Origin of the sequence: Paraburkholderia sp. CI2 (assembly GCF_014201055.1) — a bacterium.
Classification (GTDB): Bacteria; Pseudomonadota; Gammaproteobacteria; order Burkholderiales; family Burkholderiaceae; genus Paraburkholderia; species Paraburkholderia tuberum.
On sequence record NZ_JACHDL010000009.1, the window covers coordinates 122432 to 140174 of the forward strand.

A 17743-nucleotide genomic window follows, 5' to 3' on the forward strand; every position below is an offset into this window, starting at 1 on the left:
CAGACAGAGAGACACGCATCATGTCAGCATCCACCCCGCGCCGGCTGCGCAGCCAGGAATGGTTCGACGATCCCTCGCATGCGGATATGACGGCACTGTACGTCGAGCGTTTCATGAACTACGGTCTGACGCGCGAAGAGCTGCAGTCGGGCCGGCCGATCATCGGCATCGCGCAGACCGGCAGCGATCTCGCGCCGTGCAACCGGCATCACATCGAGCTCGCGGCGCGCACGAAGGCCGGTATTCGCGACGCGGGCGGCATTCCGATGGAGTTTCCGGTGCATCCGCTCGCCGAGCAGAGCCGCCGGCCGACCGCAGCGCTCGATCGCAATCTCGCGTATCTGGGCCTCGTCGAAATCCTGCACGGCTTCCCGCTCGACGGCGTCGTGCTGACCACCGGCTGCGACAAGACCACGCCCGCGTGCCTGATGGCGGCGGCCACCGTCGATATGCCGGCGATCGTGCTGTCCGGCGGTCCCATGCTCGACGGCTGGCACGACGGCAAGCGCGTCGGGTCGGGCACCGTGATCTGGCATGCACGCAATCTGCTGGCGGCCGGCGAGATCGACTACGAAGGCTTCATGGAGCTGACTACCGCGTCGTCGCCGTCGATCGGTCACTGCAACACGATGGGCACCGCGCTGTCGATGAACAGCCTCGCCGAAGCGCTCGGCATGTCGCTGCCCGGCTGCGCGAGCATTCCGGCTGCTTACCGCGAGCGCGGCCAGATGGCCTACGCGACCGGCAAGCGCATCGTCGACCTCGTGCGCGAGGACCTGCGGCCGTCGAAGATCATGACGAAAGAAGCGTTCGAAAACGCGATCGTCGTCGCATCGGCGCTCGGCGCGTCGACCAACTGCCCGCCGCATCTGATCGCGATTGCGCGGCACATGGGCGTCGAGCTGAGTCTCGAAGACTGGCAGCGCGTCGGCGAGCAGGTGCCGCTGATCGTCAACTGCATGCCCGCCGGCGAATATCTCGGCGAGAGCTTCCATCGCGCGGGCGGCGTACCGGCCGTGATGCGCGAGCTCGCGAAAGGCGGCCTCGTGCACGAGGATTGCCTGACCGTGTCGGGCCGCACGATGGGCGAAATCGCGGCCGCCGCACCCGCGCCGGATCGCGAGGTCATCAAGACGACCGACGATCCGCTGAAGCACGGCGCGGGCTTCATGGTGCTGTCCGGCAACTTCTTCGACAGCGCGATCATGAAGATGTCGGTGGTCGGCGATGCGTTCCGCAAGACCTACCTGAGCGAGCCAGGCGCAGAAAACAGCTTCGAAGCGCGCGCCATCGTGTTCGACGGCCCCGAGGATTATCACGCGCGCATCAACGACCCGTCGCTTGAAATCGACGAGCATTGCATCCTCGTGATTCGCGGCACGGGTACGGTCGGCTATCCGGGCAGCGCCGAGGTCGTCAACATGGCGCCGCCGGCGGCGCTCGTGCGCCAGGGCATCACGTCGCTGCCGACGCTCGGCGACGGCCGTCAGAGCGGCACGTCGGCGAGCCCGTCGATTCTGAACATGTCGCCGGAAGCGGCGGTGGGCGGCGGCCTTGCGCTATTGCGCACGAACGACCGCATCCGCGTCGATCTGAATTCGCGTAGCGTCAAAGTGCTGGTGGACGAAGCGGAACTCGCGCGACGTCGCGAAACCGTGCACTTCGAGATTCCGCCCGCGCAAACGCCGTGGCAGGAGCTGTATCGCAAGACGGTCGGCCAGCTTTCGACCGGCGGCTGCCTCGAACCGGCGACGCTGTATCTGAAGGTGATTGCCGAGCGCGGCAACCCACGGCATTCGCATTGACCTGCAGGTGACAAGGCCGGGCTTCGCACGCAACGCGACGCCCGGCCTTGCCCGCTTTCCCACTTATCCGAAAGAGCCCATCCCATGTCCGCAACTTTCCCCTCCAGCTTTCTTCCCGGCGATCTGAACGACGCACTGCTGATCGGCCGCGTGTGGCGCAAGACCGAACAGCATGAAGGACCGTGCGTGGTCGTCGTGCGCGGCGGCGAGGTGTTCGACATCACCGCGGTCGTGCCGACTACCGCCGACCTGTTCGAGCGCGACGATGCCGCGCAATTTGCGCGCAGCGCGCCGGGCGTGCCGCTCGGGCCGGTTGCGCAACTGATCGAGGCGAATCTGCCGGGCGCGAGCGCACCGGCCGTGCGCGTGCTCGCGCCGTGCGACGTGCAGGCGATCAAGGCCTGCGGCGTCACGTTCGCGGTGAGCCTGATCGAGCGCGTGATCGAGGAGCAGGCCGGCGGCGATCCGGCGAAGGCGAAGGAAGTGCGTGAGACGATCGCGTCGACGATCGGCACCGATCTGTCGAAGATCAAGCCGGGATCGGAAGCGGCGATGAAGCTGAAGGCCGAGCTCGAGCGTCGCGATGCGTGGTCGCAATACATGGAAGTCGGCATCGGTCCGGACGCCGAAGTATTTTCGAAATCGCAGCCGATGTCGGCAGTCGGCTTCGGCGTGGACGTCGGTCTGCTCGCCGCGTCGGTGTGGAACAACCCGGAGCCGGAGATCGTGCTCGCGGTGAATAGCCGCGGCGGCATCGTCGGCGCGACGCTCGGCAACGACGTGAACCTGCGCGACATCGAAGGCCGCTCGGCGCTGTTGCTCGGCAAGTGCAAGGACAACAACGGCTCGTGCGCGATCGGCCCATTCGTGCGGCTGTTCGACGACACCTTCTCGCTCGACTCGGTGCGCGCGGCGAGCGTGTCGCTGCGCGTCGAAGGCGCCGACGACGACTTCGCGCTCGACGGCGTGAGCCACATGAGCGAGATCAGCCGCGACCCGGCCGACCTCGTCGCGCAGACCTGCGGCCGCCACCACCAGTACCCGGACGGCTTCATGCTGTTCCTCGGCACGATGTTCTCGCCGATCAAGGACCGCGACGCGCCCGGCGGCGGCTTCACCCACCACCTCGGCGATCGCGTGACGATTTCGACGCCGCAGCTCGGCGCGCTGACCAACACGGTGCGCCTGTCCACCGAAATCGAGCCGTGGACGTTCGGCGTGCGCGCGCTCTATCGCAATCTCGCGGCCCGTGGCCTGCTCGTTGCTGAATAACCGGATTGTCGCTGCAATTTTCGAAAGGAGAATCAGGACATGAGTCAGTTCGCAAACTACATCGACGGACAGTGGGTCGACGGCGCGAGCGTGTCGCGCAACGTCAATCCGTCGAATCTCGACGACGTGATCGGCGAATTCGCGCAAGCCGACGCCGAGCAGACGCATCGCGCGATCAGCGCCGCGCGCAAGGCCTTCGCGCAGTGGTCGTTGTCCACGCCGCAGCAGCGCTTCGACGTGCTCGACCAGGCGGGCAGCGCGATCCTCGCGCGCAAGGCGGAGCTCGGCAAGGTGCTCGCGCGTGAAGAGGGCAAGACGCTGCCCGAGGCGATCGGCGAAGTGGGCCGCGCCGGGCAGATCTTCAAGTTCTTCGCGGGCGAAGCGCTGCGCGTCGGCGGCGAAGTGATGCCGTCGGTGCGGCCGGGCATGACGGTCGAAATGACGCGTGAGCCGGTTGGCGTGGTCGGCCTGATTACGCCGTGGAATTTTCCGATTGCGATTCCGGCGTGGAAGATCGCGCCGGCGCTTGCGTACGGCAACACGGTCGTGATCAAGCCGGCCGATCTGGTGCCGGACAGCACGTGGGAGCTGGTCAAGATCATCGCCGAGGCGGGCGCGCCGGCGGGGGTGATCAACCTCGTGATGGGGCGCGGTTCGGTGGTTGGCGAGTCGCTCGTGTCGTCGCCGGATGTCGATGCGATCAGCTTCACCGGTTCCGTTTCGACGGGCCGCGCGATCGGCGCGAAGTGCTTCGATTCGGGCAAGAAATTCCAGCTGGAAATGGGCGGCAAGAACCCGATGGTCGTGCTCGACGACGCCGATCTCAATGTTGCGATCGAAGCGTGCATCAACGGCGCGTTCTACTCGACGGGCCAGCGTTGCACGGCGTCGAGCCGGCTGATCGTGACCGGGGGGATCTATGACCGCTTCATCGACGGCATGAAGGCGCGCATGCGCGCGCTGAAGGTCGGCGATGCGCTCGCGGACGGCACGCACATCGGCCCGGTCGTCGACGACAAGCAGTTGGCACAGGACGAGCGCTATCTGGCGATCGCGCGCGAAGAGGGCGGCACGGTGTTCGGCGGCGAACGCGTCGAAGGCTCGACGCGCGGCTATTTCCTCGCGCCGGCGCTGGTCACGGAGACGACCCCGGCTATGCGCATCAACCGTGAAGAGGTATTCGGGCCGGTGGCGTCGGTCATCAAGGTCAAGGACTACCAGGAAGCGCTCGCGGTTGCCAACGGCACCGAGTTCGGGTTGTCGGCCGGCATCTGCACGACATCGCTGAAGTACGCGAGTCATTTCCGCCGCCATGTGCAGGCCGGCATGGTGATGGTCAACACCGCGACGGCGGGGGTCGATTATCACGTGCCGTTTGGCGGGCGGAAGGGGTCGAGCTACGGTCCGCGCGAGCAGGGCGCCTACGCCCGCGAGTTCTATACGTCGGTGAAGACCGCGTATATCAACCCGGGCGCGGTCTGACGCAGAACTAACAGAGCTCCCCAAAACGGAACTGGCCCGCCATCGCATTCAGTCGCGATGGCGGGCCAGTAGGGGAAGCTGCGAGAGCGCCAAGCCGAGCGCTCCGGCAGGTACAGCTACATCAACAGCAACTTGCCAACCTGCAACGCCTTACTGCGCTGCGTGACCTTGCTGCGACGAACCGCTGGTCACGCCGCCGACCGCGGTGTTTTGCGCCGCGACGCGGGCTTCGGCAGCCTGAATGTTCGACGGATATTCGTTCGGGTTCGAACGTGCCGGGTTGTAGCCGGCTTTTTCGATCTGAGCCAGCTCTTCACGGACTTGCGCGCGGGTCAGCGGCTGGTTCGATTGAGCGAAAACGGCAACCGGAGCAGCGAGGGTAGCGGCGATAACGACAGCTTGAACGAGCGATTTCATTTTTACTACCTCCAGGTTTTGTCTTGTTAGGCTGCGAAACCATTGGTTTGCAGCAGTGATGACAGTCTAGGGGGAGCGGAAAGTAGGGTAAATACCTAATTTCTGAACTCACTGTTTCTGAAACCAAAACAATAATGAGAGAGCAAGGCCGTCGAGCGTCGATTTGCGAAGCGATCCGCGACAGCTGGCGCGCATGAGTCAGCCGGCTGATAGGGCCTTGATGAACAGCAAGCCCGCGCCGGCGACGGCTATGGCGCCGCTCGCCCGGGCGACGAGTGCGCCGTCCGGCGCAAGTCGCTCGGCCGTAATGGCGGCCGTCACGGCGGCCATCAAGCGCAAATCCGTCATGCCGACGACCAGCACAATCGCCGTGAGACCCCCGCAGCAACCGGCGCAATCGATGCCGATGCGCAGACCGTATCTCCACGCGCTCGGCGCATCGGCGGGAAGGCTGGGTGTCGTGCGGCTGCAGGCGAGGCGGCGGGCTTTCCATGTGCTGAACTGCAACGCGCCCGCGAGCAATACGACCACGCTGACCGCCAGCGGCATCGAACGCGCGAGCGCTGGCCACCGCAACTCGAGCGCCGCGAGCGACGCGCCCAGTGCAAACACGGCCACGCCGAGCGCCGTCCATACGACCGCATACGCGCCACTCACGAGCATCGTCAGCAGGGCCAGTCGCTCCGCACTTGCGCGCGAGCCGATCGCGTCGCGATAGCGCAGCAGCGTCGGCATCAACGACGGCAGCATCATCGCCGCCATCATCACGATCCACATGCCGATGAACGATGCCGCGGCGCGGGCCCACGTGCGCCCGCAGGTCGGCATCCACAGCGTCGACATCGACCAGCCGCCGGGCATCGGCAACGCGCCCATCGCCGCCATCGACGCGCCGTGGGCCAATGTCGCCGCGACGCTCGCGCCGAACACCAGTGCGCAGACGCCGACGAACACGCGCTGCGATGAGCGCGCCGCGCGCCGTGTGACAAGGCGCTGCCCGCTCGTGCAGACAGCGCGCACGAGCGGGCTCATGACCGCTCGTACTCGTCGTGACGGCGCCACCAGATGCCCGTCTCGTTGCGCCCCTTCGGCGCGCGATCGAGCCACTGGTACATGCCCCACAGCGCATCGACACCGCGCGCGTAAGTCGAGTACGTGTGATAGACGACGCCGTCTTCGAGCACGAACGCGCTCATGCCTGGCCGGTCGCGCGAATAGGTGGCCGCGTCGGTGCCGCAGGTCGCCGCGAACTGCGCGACCGGTTCGGGCGCGGGACTCACGTCCATTGCGTGACTGTTGCGTGCGTAGTTGTACTCGATATCGCCATCGCGCTGCTGTGCCTCGGTGAACGAGACGTTGAAGTCGAAATTGAAATCGCCGCTTGCCGACGAAGCCCATGGAAACGTCCAGCCCATGCGCTGCTTGTACGTCTGCAGCTTGTCGAGCGGCGCGCGCGACACCGCTGTCAGCATCACGTCGTGATGCGCGAGATGCACGGCGATGCCGGCGAAGCCGTCCGCGATCGACGAGCATGACGGGCAGCCCGCCTTGTAGTCGGGGCCGAACATGAAGTGGTAGACGAGCAGCTGCGAACGTCCTTTGAACAGATCGGCGAGCGACGCGCTGCCTTGGTCGGTATCGAAGCGGTAGGCCTTGTCGACCCTGACCCACGGCAGCGCCTGGCGTTGTCGCGCGAGCTCGTCGCCGTGTCGCGTGTGGGCTTTTTCCGCGTCGAGCAGCGCGCGGCGCGCGGCGAGCCACTGTTCGCGTGTTCCGATCGGATGCGTAGTCATCGTGGGTACCTCCGTGAGTCGTGCCGCGCCGCGCGAACCCTTGCCCGACGGCGTCGGTGACGGTTGATGGTCGTGCTAGATTAGGGCCGGGCATCCATCGGGTGGGAGTGACAAGTGTGGCGGGATTCACTTGATGCATTGACGTGCTACGCGCGGACTCGCACGCCGTGGACGCGCTGATTTCCGCGGCGGCGCGCGCGCTCGCGGCCGGCGATCCGCTTGGCGCGCTCGACCACGTCGCGTTGCGCGACGACGCGCCGGCGCTCGCGCTGCGCGGCATCGCGATGGCGCAGCTCGGCGATTTCGGGCGCGCAAAGGCGCTGGTGCGCGACGCCGCGCGTGCGTTCGGCGCGCAGCATGCGGTGGCGCGCGCGAGATGCGTGGTCGCCGAAGCGGAGATCGCGCTGGCGTCGCGCGATCTCGCGTGGCCCGCCAAAACACTCGACGCCGCGACCGCCACGCTCGACGCGTACGGCGATCGCATCAATGCCGCGCATGCGCGGTATCTCGCGGCGCGGCGTCTGCTGCTGATCGGCCGTCTCGACGAAGCGGAGCGCAAGCTTGCCGCGCTCGATCCCCGGCCGTTTCCGCCCGCACTGCGTGCCGCGCATGAACTGGTGGTCGCGGGAGTCGCGCTGCGGCGTTTGCGCAGCAGCGCCGCCCGTGCCGCGCTGGCGCGGGCCGGACGCGCGGCACGCGAGGCCGGCATTCCGGCGTTGATCGCGGAAGTCGAATGCGCGTCGGTGGCACTGGGCAAACCGGCGGCGCGCATGATCGCGCATGGCGAAGAAGAACCGATCCTGCTCGATGAAGTCGAGAAGCTGTTGACCTCGAATCGCGCTGGCGGCGCGTTGATCGTCGACGCTTGCCGCTACGCGATCCGCGATGCGAACGCGGCGGTTGCGCTCGCGAGCCGACCGGTGCTGTTTGCGCTCGCCCGCATGCTCGGCGAGGCATGGCCCGACGACGTGCCGCGCGACGCGCTCGTCGCACGGGCGTTCCGCGCCAAACGCGCCGACGAATCGCATCGCGCGCGGCTGCGCGTCGAGATCGGCCGGCTGCGCACGGCGCTCGGCACGCTCGCGAGCGTCGGCGCGACGACGCGCGGCTTCGCGCTCGCGCCGCGTCACGCGCGCGAGGTCGTGGTGCTGGCGCCGCCGGTCGAAGGCGAGCATGCGGCGCTGCTCGCGTTTCTGTCGGATGGCCAAGCGTGGTCGAGTTCCGCGCTTGCCCTCGTGCTCGGCGCGAGTCAGCGTACCGTGCAGCGCTCACTCGACTCGCTCGCCGCGGCCGGCAAGGTGCAGCCAGTGGGCGAGGGGCGCGCGCGCCGCTGGATGACGCCGCCCCTGGCCGGATTCGCGACGGCTTTGTTACTCCCTTCCCCGTTCCCTTCATGATTAGGATGGCCACCATGAACCGCTCTGCCGCCAGAATCGTCCGTGAATATGGGCCCTTTACGGGCGTCGACAAAGTGCATGGCGTCACCTACGACGGCCGACAGGTGTGGATCGCGACCGGCGAACGGCTCGACGCGTTCGATCCGGCGAGCGGCGAGACGCTGCGCTCGATCGCGGTGCCCGCCGACGCGGGCACGGCCTTCGACGGCGAACACCTGTTCCAGATCGCGCACGGCCGCATCCAGAAGATCGACCCGCAGAGCGGCCGCGTGCTGTCGACGATCGCGGCGCCCGGCGACGGCGGCCAGTCGGGGCTGACATGGGCCGAAGGTTCGCTGTGGGTCGGTCAGTATCCCGAACGAAAAATCTATCAGGTCGATCCGGACACTGGCGCGGTGCTGCGCACGATTGAATCGAATCGCTTCGTGACCGGGATCACGTGGGTCGACGGCGAGCTATGGCATGGCACGTGGGAAGGTGACGAGAGCGAACTGCGGCATCTCGATCCGCGCAGCGGCGAGGTGCTCGAGCGCGTCGAGATGCCGGCCGGCGCGGGCGTTTCCGGACTCGAATCGAACGGCGCGGATCTGTTCTTCTGCGGCGGCGGCGGCAGCGGGCTCGTTCGCGCCGTGCAGCGTCCCGTGCGAGAGAGCGACTCGCAATTGCCGGTCGATTCGACGAACGAGTGATTCGTCATGCAAGCGCGTCCTCGTTATCCCGCGCTGGTATTTGGCTCACTTGTACTCGCCGATAACGTAAGTCATCGTTGGTAAACGAAGTATTCCATTGCGTTACTCTTATCGCGAGAGCACTCCCCATACGCGGGCCGCCTGCAGCGACTTCCAGCAGGCCGTGGCAAAGCACTCAGCCACCGCCGGATAGCGGTCCCGTCATCTCGCTTCTTCAGCCTCGCCCCACCAGTGCTCGCATCAGACCCACCGACGCGGCGCATGCGCCACCACCCGGGACTCGAAAGTCCAAACCGCAACACACTCGGATGCTGCACCGCACACGCGAAGTACTCCGAGTGTTTTTCAATCGTAGCGGGGAATTGAGAGCATTTTCGCTGCACCCGCAACAACTGCGACGGTTGGTTCTCAGCTTTATTTTCGTCTTCGTTGCTTGCCCGTGCATGGCGGCTGTTCGAAAAGATGTGATCAGAACCAAGCCAGGTTCACACTCCAATCCTTACCGTTAGCAGACATACGCGTTACACAAACCCTTCATATTATTCGCTCGTTGTACTAAGTCTTGCCCCACACAAGCGGTTGCCGATACAACTAACAAAGGGTCCCCAAATGTCATCGCATCACAAAATGCGCCCAGCGCTTTGTCTAACGTCCGTTGCCGCTGCCTGCGTGCTCGCAGCTTGCGGCGGAAATTCGGATAGCCCCTCTGCCAGCAACAACAACGGTGGCACGACCGCCGGCACGACTTACTCGGGCGTGGTCGCCGCAACTGCCTTCATCCCGGGCAGCTCGAGCGGCAACCCGACCTTGAAGGCCGGCTACTACTCTGGCGCCACCGTGTTCGTCGATGCCAATGGCAACGGTGTGCTCGACAGCGGCGAAGCCTCCGCGAAGACCGACAGCAACGGCCATTTCTCGTTGACCACGACCGCCACGGGTCCGCTCGTCGCTGACATCACGACCTCGGCCACCAACACGGCATCGGCCGCCAAGGTCGCCAGCCACCTGATCCTGCGCGCTTCGGCCGACCAGATCGCCGACCAGGGCGCCACCAAAGTCGTGATCAGCCCGATGTCGAGCGAAGTGCAGCGCCTCGTCGAAGCCAACGGCACCAAGTACGCGACCGAGAAGGCTAATCTGTCGACCCGTCTGTCCGGCCCGGCATTCAACAACGCCTCCGTGACGGTTCCCGCCGGCGACGTCCTGGCCGACGCCAACACCCTGTCCGGCGCCGAGCAGTACGCGGTGCTGTTCGAAGAAAACGCACTGACGAACCGCTACACGTACGCCACCACGAAGCTCGATCGTGGCGACAAGTACCCCGATGCGCTGGCCGTTGCCGGTGGCGACCCCACCCTGACCGGCGTTTCCGGCATCACCGCTGGCGAAACCATTCCGACGGATACGCGTAAGGCGATCACCTTCGCACAAGCCCAGCAGGCTGCGTTCAATGTCGAGGCGATTCCGCGTTACGACAACGTCTTCGTGATCATGCTGGAGAACAGCAGCACGAACCGCGTCAAGGGTTCGGCGTACATGCCGGCGGTCAACTCGATGATCACCAACGGCAACTACTTCTCGACCTACTTCGCGACCGGCAGCCCGTCCGAGCCGAACTACACCGCCCTGGGCGGCGCCGACGACTTCGGTATCGGCGACGACAACTGGTGGGGTTGCGCCGCCGCCGGCGCCAACGCCCCGACGGACAAGGCTTTCGCCGGCGGCACGGCTTCCGACGGTCAGCCCCTGCCGTCCCACGTCGCGCTGACGCCGAACGACCCGATCATCGGTACCACCGCCGGCGGCGCCACGGTGGCCGTTGGATCGCTGCTGTCCAATTACACGGCGGCCGCCAACAAGGCGTGCTCGACGGACGGCACCGGTTCCGTCGCCAATCACAACATCATGACCGCGCCGAACCTGTTCACGCAGATTTCGAGCGCGGGCCTGACGTGGCGTACCTACAGCGAATCCATGAACCCGGGTCAGGATCCGCGCGCCGACAGCCTCGGTGACACGGGTGTATCGCAGGCCTACAACCAGACGGACGGTAGCATCACCGTGACGGGCACGCCGTTCGCCATGCCCGGTTCGCTCTACAAGACCAAGCACCATCCGGGCATGGCCTATCAGAACGTGCGTAACCAGCCCGAGTTCTTCGCGAACAACCGCACGATCTTCGGTACCCAGTACTACACGAACGCGGCCGACCTGACCAACACCACGCTCTACAAGGTTCCGACCGGCTACAACGTCGACCAGTTCAGCACCGACCTGGCCAAGGGCGACGTCGGTACGCTGAACTTCATCATGCCTGACCAGTGTGATGACCTGCACGGCGCCGGCAGCGACGGCACCTGTAAGGACAGCGCGACCGCCTCGGGTACCGTTCCGGCTCACGCGCTGCTGACCCGCGCCGACTACTACACCAACGCCGTGGTGCAGAAGATCAAGGCCTCGCCGCTGTGGCAGAACAAGCAGCGCAACGTTGCCATCGTGGTCATGTTCGACGAAGGCAATGGCGCGTCCAACGGTGCCGGCAGCTCGTGCTGCGGCTGGGACGTGGGTGGCAAGGCTACGCAGATGCAGAACGCGGACGGCAGCTGGACTCCGGTTCAGGCGAAGTACGGCAACGGCAACAAGGGCCATGGCAACTCGATCTTCGTCCTGATGACCAACCAGCAAGACGTGGGCACCGCGCCGAAGGGCGTCGCCGACAGCGATACGTACAGCCACTTCTCGTTCGTGCGCACGGTGCAGGACATGTTCCAGCTGGCCGACCCGGCTGTTCCGACCTCGTACGCCAACCGTTCGAAGTACACGGAGTCGTACATTGCGCAGAACATCGCCAACCTGCCTGAGTACGCTGGCAGCGCCGACACGCACTACGACGCGGTTCGTCCGATGAACCACGCCTACGTGATTCCGGCCGGCTACACGCAGAAGTTCCAGACGGGTGACGTGAGCGATCCCGCGCAAGTTGGTCCGGACGCGACCCAGAAGAACCTGTGGGCGACGAAGTAATAAAACGCACTAAACGGTAAGCACGCGCAAGCGTGTCATTCATCAAGCAGTAGCCTGCGCGGGGAGCGGTTCGGCCGCTCCCCCGCCAGCTGTTTTATCGAACAAAGCCGGGGGGAGTAGCGATGCGCAAGGTTTATGCGGGGGCGCTGTATGTCATCTTGTCGACACTGGCCGCTTGCGGGGGCGGGAGCTCGTCACAGTCTGCTTCGACGGACGCTGGCACGGGCTCCTCGGGCTCCTCGGGCTCCACGGGGTCGGCGCCCACGAGCAAGCTGAGCGCTGCGGCCCAGGTCGGCGAGAAAATGTTCTTCGACAAGAACCTGTCCGGCGGCAAGAACCAGGCATGCGCGAGCTGCCACGATCCGGCGTATGCCTACGGCCCGCCCAACAGCCTGGCGGTGCAGCTGGGTTCCGATGGCGTATCGGAAGGCCAGCGCGCGGTTCCCTCGCTGCGCTACAAGGCCATGACGCCCGCCTACGACGACAACGCCTCGAACCCCGACGGCATCACGGCGAACGCGCCGGGCGGCGGATTCATGTGGGACGGCCGCGGCAAGACGCTGGCCGACCAGGTGGCGCTGCCCCTGCTCAATCCCATCGAGATGAACAACGCCTCCAAGGACGCGGTGGTGCAGGCGGTAAAGAGCTCCTCGTATGCCGCACAGTTCACGGCGACGTACGGCCCGGCCGTGTTCGGCGATACGGACACGGCGTTCCAGGACATCGGACTCGCGCTGCAGGCCTACCAGAATGAGGACCCGAGCTTTGCGCCGTATTCCAGCAAGTTCGACCTGTATGCGAACAACAAGATCGGCGGCACGTTGACGCCGGCCGAATTGCGCGGGATGAACCTGTTCAACGATACCGATCACGGGGCCGGCTGCGTGGCCTGCCATTTCATGGGCGCCAACTTCAACGGCTCGAACGCGCTGGGGACCGACTTCACCTATCAGGCGATCGGTGCGCCGCGCAACGACACGTCGATCCCGGACAATCCGAACCCCATCGCGGCCAACCTGAACGCGAGCTACTACGACATGGGGCTGTGCGGCCCGATCAATAACGGCAGCTATGACAGCCACACGCCGCTTTCGGCCTCCAGCGGCGCCGGCCCGGACCCCTTTACGGGCGTGAACAACCCGGATCCGTATTGCGGCCGCTTCAAGGTGCCGACGCTGCGCAACGTCGCCGCGCGCAGCGCCTTCTTCCACAACGGCGTGTTCCACTCGCTGGAGCAGGTGGTGCGCTTCTACAACACGCGCGACACCAACCCCGAGTACTGGTATCCGTCCACGGGTGGCGACTCGACCAAGCTGACCAGCAACCCGGGCTATGCGCTGCAACCCACCTATGCAGCGGGCGCGACGGTGAACATGTTCAACGATCTGCCGGCCGCCTACCAGGGCAATATCGACGAGGAACTGCCGCTGGGGCAGGGCCAGACCGACGCGGGCGGCACCACGGCGTTGAACGGTGCGCAGCCGCGTGCTGTCCATTCGGCGCCGCAACTGTCGGATCAGGACGTGCAGGACGTGATCTGCTTCCTGAATACTTTGAGCGACGGCTACCAGCCTCCCGCGACCCAGCCCACGAGCGGTAGCTGCGTGAATTGATCTTTTTGAATACCTGAACTATCCACGATGATGCATTTTTCGAATCCGGTGCGCGGCACTGCCATTGCGGTTTCCCTGACGGCGTCGTTCCTGCTGGGCGGTTGCCAGAACAAGGCCGAGCCTACCGCGGAGAACTTTACCAACACCATCACGCACTACCTGGCCGATCGCGGCCACCTGTGCGTGGCGAAATACGATTGGCCCATCCACGTGGCCGATCAGGACATCGTGGTCACGCATTCCCGCGATGCGCTGCAATTGCCGGTGATGGAAAAGCTGGGCCTCGTCAAGAGCACCGTCATGACGGTCGAGCGCACTGGCGAGGACGGGGCCAGGATCGAGGCGCCGGGACGCGAGTATGTGCTGACCGACGAAGGCAAGCAGTTCTACCTGCACAAGCCGGTGGTGGTGGCGACGCCCGGCAAGACGGTCACGCACGACGCCGATTTTTGCGTGGCCACGCTGACCCTGGACAAGGTGGTGGGCTGGGAGCCGCCCCAGAGTCACGACGGGGAGACCAGGACCTTGGTGCTCTACACCTATAAGATCGACCCGGCGCCTTTTGCCAGGACTCCCGAGTTCCAGCGAGTGTTTCCCATGGTGGCGCGCGTGATCGAAGGCGCGGGCACCATGCAACTGCGCGAAGGCGTGCGCTTGACCAAGGACGGCTGGGTAGCGGAAGAATATCTCGTTCGATGATCGTAGAGTTCGCCGACGCCGTGCTCCAAGGCGATCGTTCCCGCACGTGGGCCGGTCCATGCCGCTGCGCCAGGACCAGGCGCACCCTTACGGTGTCCCCGCTGGACTCAGCCCCGTGCTCGCAAAATAGATCGCGAGAAAATACAGCAGCACATAGAGCGCGTAGGTCTGCCCGTTGCCGGTATAGACGCGGCGTATCCGAGCCGCCGCCACGAGCGCGAAGTGCGATATGCCGCGCCAGAACATCTGCGCGACCGGCGGCACCGTGCGGCTCAGGATCGGCCGGTAGAAGTGGTAAAAATCCGGGGCGTTGCGCGCATTGCCGCGGCGGCTGCGGTAGTACAGCACTCCGAGCCCGAACACGATCGCCGTGACGATCAGCACGACGATCACGACCGGCGTCGGATTCCAGAACCCGTAGATGCTTTCGAGCGACATGCCGCCCCACACCAGTGTCGCCGCGAACTGCGGATCGATCGCGGCCGACACCGGTTCGAGCAACACCTTCGGAAAGAACGACAGGATCACGATACCGACCACGAACAGCAACTGCGGCACCAGCAGCATCACAGGCGCTTCGCGCACCTGCGGCCGCTGCGGCGGGCGCGGTTTGAGGAAGACGCCGTTCAGCAGGCGCAGCATGTACAGAAAGCCGGCGCAGGTCGCGATCAGCCCGCACACGGCGAGCCCGTACCAACCCTTGTCGGTCATTGCGCTCAGCAGCAGCCATTTGCCGCCGAAGCCCATCAGCGGCGGAAGGCCCGACATCGACACCAGCGCGATCACGACCATCGCGAACGTGAGCGGCATCTCGCGCGCGAGGCCGCCCACATCGGCGAAGTTGCGCGTGCCGGTGCGCGAGATCACGCCTGCGAGCGCGAGGAACAGGATGCCCTTCACGAACATGTGATTGGCGACCAGATACAGCGCGGTGACCCAGCCGAGATGGCTCATCAGGCCGATCGCGGCGACGATATAGCCGGTCTGGCTCATGCTCGACAGCGCGAGCATCCGTTTGAAGTCGTTCTGCCGCAACGCCATCAGCGCGCCGAACAGGGTCGTCAGCATGCCTATCCAGGTCATCGCGTGCGCGAGTTCGAGGCCGACCTCCGAGCGTATCGTCAGATAGGTGCCGATCAACAGGCCGAACATCGCGACCTTGCTGACCACCGCCGACAGCATCGCGGTCACGTCGTCTTCCGCTTCGGTGTAGGCGCCCGGCAGCCATACGTGCACGCCGATCGCGCCGGCCTTGATCAGGAAGCCCGCCGCGAGCAGCACGAACGCGCGGTTCGCCTCCGGTCCCGAATGGATCAGCGCCGACAGCGCGATGCTGTCGTCGATCGCCGCGACGTTGGCGAAGCCCGCCAGCAGGAAGAACGCAGCCAGCAGCGAAAACAGCAGGAAGGTCAGCACGTGCGGTCCCGCGCGCCGGCACTTCGCGATCAGGAAGCACGACGACAGCGTGATGATTTCCCAGCTATAGAAGAACTCGAGCGAGGTGGATGAGCGCAGCAGCGCCGGAATCGACAGCGACAGCACGACGAGCATCGGATAGAAGCCGGCGCGCACGTCGTCGCGATAGAGACTCGCCGCTGCGATCACGAGGCTGCCCGCGAGCAGCAGCCAGGCGAACAGTCCGGCGATACCGCGCGAGCCCTCGCAGAGCAGACTGCCGATCAATCCAATCGCGATCACCGCGAGCACGCCTTTCACGCGCCCCGGCAGACGATCGGCCGCATAGAACAGCGCACCCGCCGCGAGCGGCGAGAAGATCCACGCCGACACGACGCCCGAGAACACGGCTGCCATATAGGCCGCCGCGATCAGCAGCACGGCGACGCCGAACAGCGGCAACAGCGCGGCGATGTTCGGCCGGGCTTTGGCCTCGACGTCGGACGGAGCCAATGCGCGCACGAACCAGTGGAACATATAACCCGCTTCGAGCAGCGAGCCGGTCAGGATCAACACGATCCAGTACGGCTTGCCGGCGGCGGTGAGGCGCATCACGAGTTCCCACTTCGCCCAGAAGCCGGGGAATGGCGGCAGTCCCGCGATCGCGACCATGAAGAGGCCGAGCAGGCCGATCAGCAACGGGCTGCGCGACAGGATCGCGCGTGCATCGTCGCCGTGCCGCCGCAGCACGCCGATCAGCCAGAACAGCCCCGCCTTCGCGAACAGATGGTTGATGAAGAGCCCGCCGACGACGAGCGGGATCGATGCGTCCGCGCCGATCTGGCGCAACAACGCGAGCGACAGCATCAACAGCGCCATCTGCCCGATCGACGAATAGCCGAGCAAGCGTTGCGGCTTCGTCTGCTTGATCGCGAGCAGGTTCGAGAACAGGAACGTGACGCCGCCCGAGACGGCGAGCAGCGTCAGAAGGCCGTCGAACAGCGGCAGCAATTTCAGCAGCGCGAAAAACACGCCCGCCGATACGCCGACCGATACCATTGCGCCGACGCCGCTCGGCGCGGTCTCGTAGACGTCGAGCCCCCAGCCGTTGGCCGGAAACGGCTTCAGCTCGATCACGAGACTCGCGAACACGAGCAGGATCGCGGTCGTGCCGATCGGGCCGCCGAGCTGGTCGCGCAGCGACAGCAGTTCGTCGATGTTCAGCGTGCCGCTCACGTAGTAGAGCAGCACCGCGCCGAGCAGAAAGAGCGTCGACGCGATCACGGTCGCAAAGATGTACTTGAACGCGGCGGCGAGCGCGGCGGGCGTGCGCTCGAGCCCGAACAGGCCGTATGTCGCGATCGACACGATCTCGAGAAACACGAACAGGTTGAACAGGTCGCGGGTCATCACCATGCCGTCGATGCCCATCACCAGAATCAGGTACAGCAGCAACGCCGCGTAGTTGCCGCGCAGACGGTCCCACAGATGCAATGCGCCGAGCAGCGCGACCACATTGACGCTGAACGTGAAGAAGCCTTCCCACAGGCCGAAGCGCAGATTGATCGACACCGGCGGCAGCGCGCCCGCGGTCAGCACCTCGATCGTGTCGCCGCCGTCGAGCAGGCCGTAGAACGACACGCCGGAGACGAGCACGATGCCGCACAGCGCGATGAAAAAGCCGAGCGTGAGCCATGGCTTGCCGAGCCGGTACAGCAGCGGAATGACGAAGCCGCCGCCGAGCCCGAGAATGAAGATGTGCAGCGGATGAAACAGCGCGGCTACCATTTCGACTCGGTGAAGGCGTCGATGGAAAGCGTCTTTTTGGCGGCATGAAGACGGATCGCGAACGACAGCATGATGGCGGTGACCGATAGCCCGATCACGATCGCCGTGACGACGAGTGCCGATGGAATCGGATCGATCGCGCGGTGCGCGGCGGCGGATTTGCTGAGCGCCGCGTCGATGATCGGCGCGGTGCCGCCCGTGACGTAACCGGTCGCGACCATCACGATGTGCAGGCCCGTGTCGATCACCGCGAAGCCGATGATGATGCGCAGGATGTTGCGGTGGGTCAGCATGCCCCACAGGCCGATCAAGGAAAGGCAGAAGCCCGTGATCAGCAGGATCTTCGAAACCGGGATGCCCGTGCTCATG

General features: G+C 65.5%; 13 protein-coding genes. 8 read left to right on the forward strand and 5 right to left on the reverse strand.

Features of this window, described 5'->3' with window-relative positions; genetic code table 11:
- Positions 1-20: 20 nt before the first annotated feature.
- The 3 genes from HDG32_RS15040 (at position 21) to HDG32_RS15050 (ending at position 4559) form a co-directional block, all read left to right on the forward strand.
- Positions 21-1805 (forward strand): IlvD/Edd family dehydratase, encoded by a 1785-nt coding sequence (locus tag HDG32_RS15040; RefSeq protein WP_184023534.1) that lies wholly within the window; start codon positions 21-23, stop codon positions 1803-1805.
- An 84-nt stretch (positions 1806-1889) separates the two neighbouring features.
- Positions 1890-3077, forward strand: coding sequence for a fumarylacetoacetate hydrolase family protein (locus HDG32_RS15045; RefSeq protein ID WP_184068296.1), 1188 nt, complete (start codon positions 1890-1892; stop codon positions 3075-3077).
- Between the two features lie 39 nt (positions 3078-3116).
- Positions 3117-4559: an aldehyde dehydrogenase family protein gene (locus HDG32_RS15050; RefSeq protein ID WP_184068299.1), complete on the forward strand. Its 1443-nt coding sequence runs from the start codon at positions 3117-3119 to the stop codon at positions 4557-4559.
- Between the two features lie 150 nt (positions 4560-4709).
- Here the strand turns inward: HDG32_RS15050 and HDG32_RS15055 are convergent, their stop codons facing one another.
- The 3 genes from HDG32_RS15055 to HDG32_RS15065 form a co-directional block, all read right to left on the reverse strand.
- Positions 4710-4976 carry a DUF4148 domain-containing protein gene (locus HDG32_RS15055; protein WP_184068302.1) on the reverse strand — a complete coding sequence of 89 codons (267 nt, stop codon included), beginning with the start codon at positions 4974-4976 and terminating at the stop codon, positions 4710-4712.
- 198 nt (positions 4977-5174) lie between these two features.
- The gene (locus tag HDG32_RS15060; protein ID WP_184068305.1) at positions 5175-6008 is read right to left on the reverse strand and encodes a DUF2182 domain-containing protein; all 834 of its coding nucleotides are present in this window, start codon (positions 6006-6008) and stop codon (positions 5175-5177) included.
- The gene (locus tag HDG32_RS15065) at positions 6005-6769 is read right to left on the reverse strand and encodes a DUF899 domain-containing protein (RefSeq protein WP_184068307.1); all 765 of its coding nucleotides are present in this window, start codon (positions 6767-6769) and stop codon (positions 6005-6007) included. The genes HDG32_RS15060 and HDG32_RS15065 overlap by 4 nt, the downstream gene beginning before the upstream one ends.
- A gap of 167 nt (positions 6770-6936) precedes the next feature.
- Between HDG32_RS15065 and HDG32_RS15070 the strand changes: the two genes are divergently transcribed.
- The 5 genes from HDG32_RS15070 (at position 6937) to HDG32_RS15090 (ending at position 14191) form a co-directional block, all read left to right on the forward strand.
- The gene (locus HDG32_RS15070) at positions 6937-8166 is read left to right on the forward strand and encodes a helix-turn-helix domain-containing protein (RefSeq protein WP_184068310.1); all 1230 of its coding nucleotides are present in this window, start codon (positions 6937-6939) and stop codon (positions 8164-8166) included.
- 14 nt (positions 8167-8180) lie between these two features.
- Complete coding sequence (locus tag HDG32_RS15075; protein WP_184068313.1) at positions 8181-8855, forward strand: PQQ-binding-like beta-propeller repeat protein; 675 nt, start codon at positions 8181-8183, stop codon at positions 8853-8855.
- A 627-nt stretch (positions 8856-9482) separates the two neighbouring features.
- Positions 9483-11879: an alkaline phosphatase family protein gene (locus tag HDG32_RS15080; RefSeq protein WP_260336475.1), complete on the forward strand. Its 2397-nt coding sequence runs from the start codon at positions 9483-9485 to the stop codon at positions 11877-11879.
- 122 nt (positions 11880-12001) lie between these two features.
- On the forward strand, positions 12002-13492 hold the full coding sequence (locus HDG32_RS15085; RefSeq protein ID WP_184068319.1) for a cytochrome-c peroxidase: 1491 nt from the start codon (positions 12002-12004) through the stop codon (positions 13490-13492).
- 27 nt (positions 13493-13519) lie between these two features.
- Entirely contained in the window at positions 13520-14191 is a 672-nt protein-coding gene (locus HDG32_RS15090) for a hypothetical protein (RefSeq protein WP_184068322.1), read from the forward strand.
- An 87-nt stretch (positions 14192-14278) separates the two neighbouring features.
- Here HDG32_RS15090 and HDG32_RS15095 read toward each other — a convergent pair whose 3' ends face one another.
- Both HDG32_RS15095 and HDG32_RS15100 read right to left on the reverse strand, forming a co-directional pair.
- Positions 14279-17374: a complex I subunit 5 family protein gene (locus tag HDG32_RS15095; protein ID WP_184068325.1), complete on the reverse strand. Its 3096-nt coding sequence runs from the start codon at positions 17372-17374 to the stop codon at positions 14279-14281.
- Positions 17368-17742: a sodium:proton antiporter gene (locus HDG32_RS15100; protein ID WP_184023510.1), complete on the reverse strand. Its 375-nt coding sequence runs from the start codon at positions 17740-17742 to the stop codon at positions 17368-17370. Before HDG32_RS15100 ends, HDG32_RS15095 begins: the two co-directional genes overlap by 7 nt.
- Position 17743: the final 1 nt, after the last annotated feature.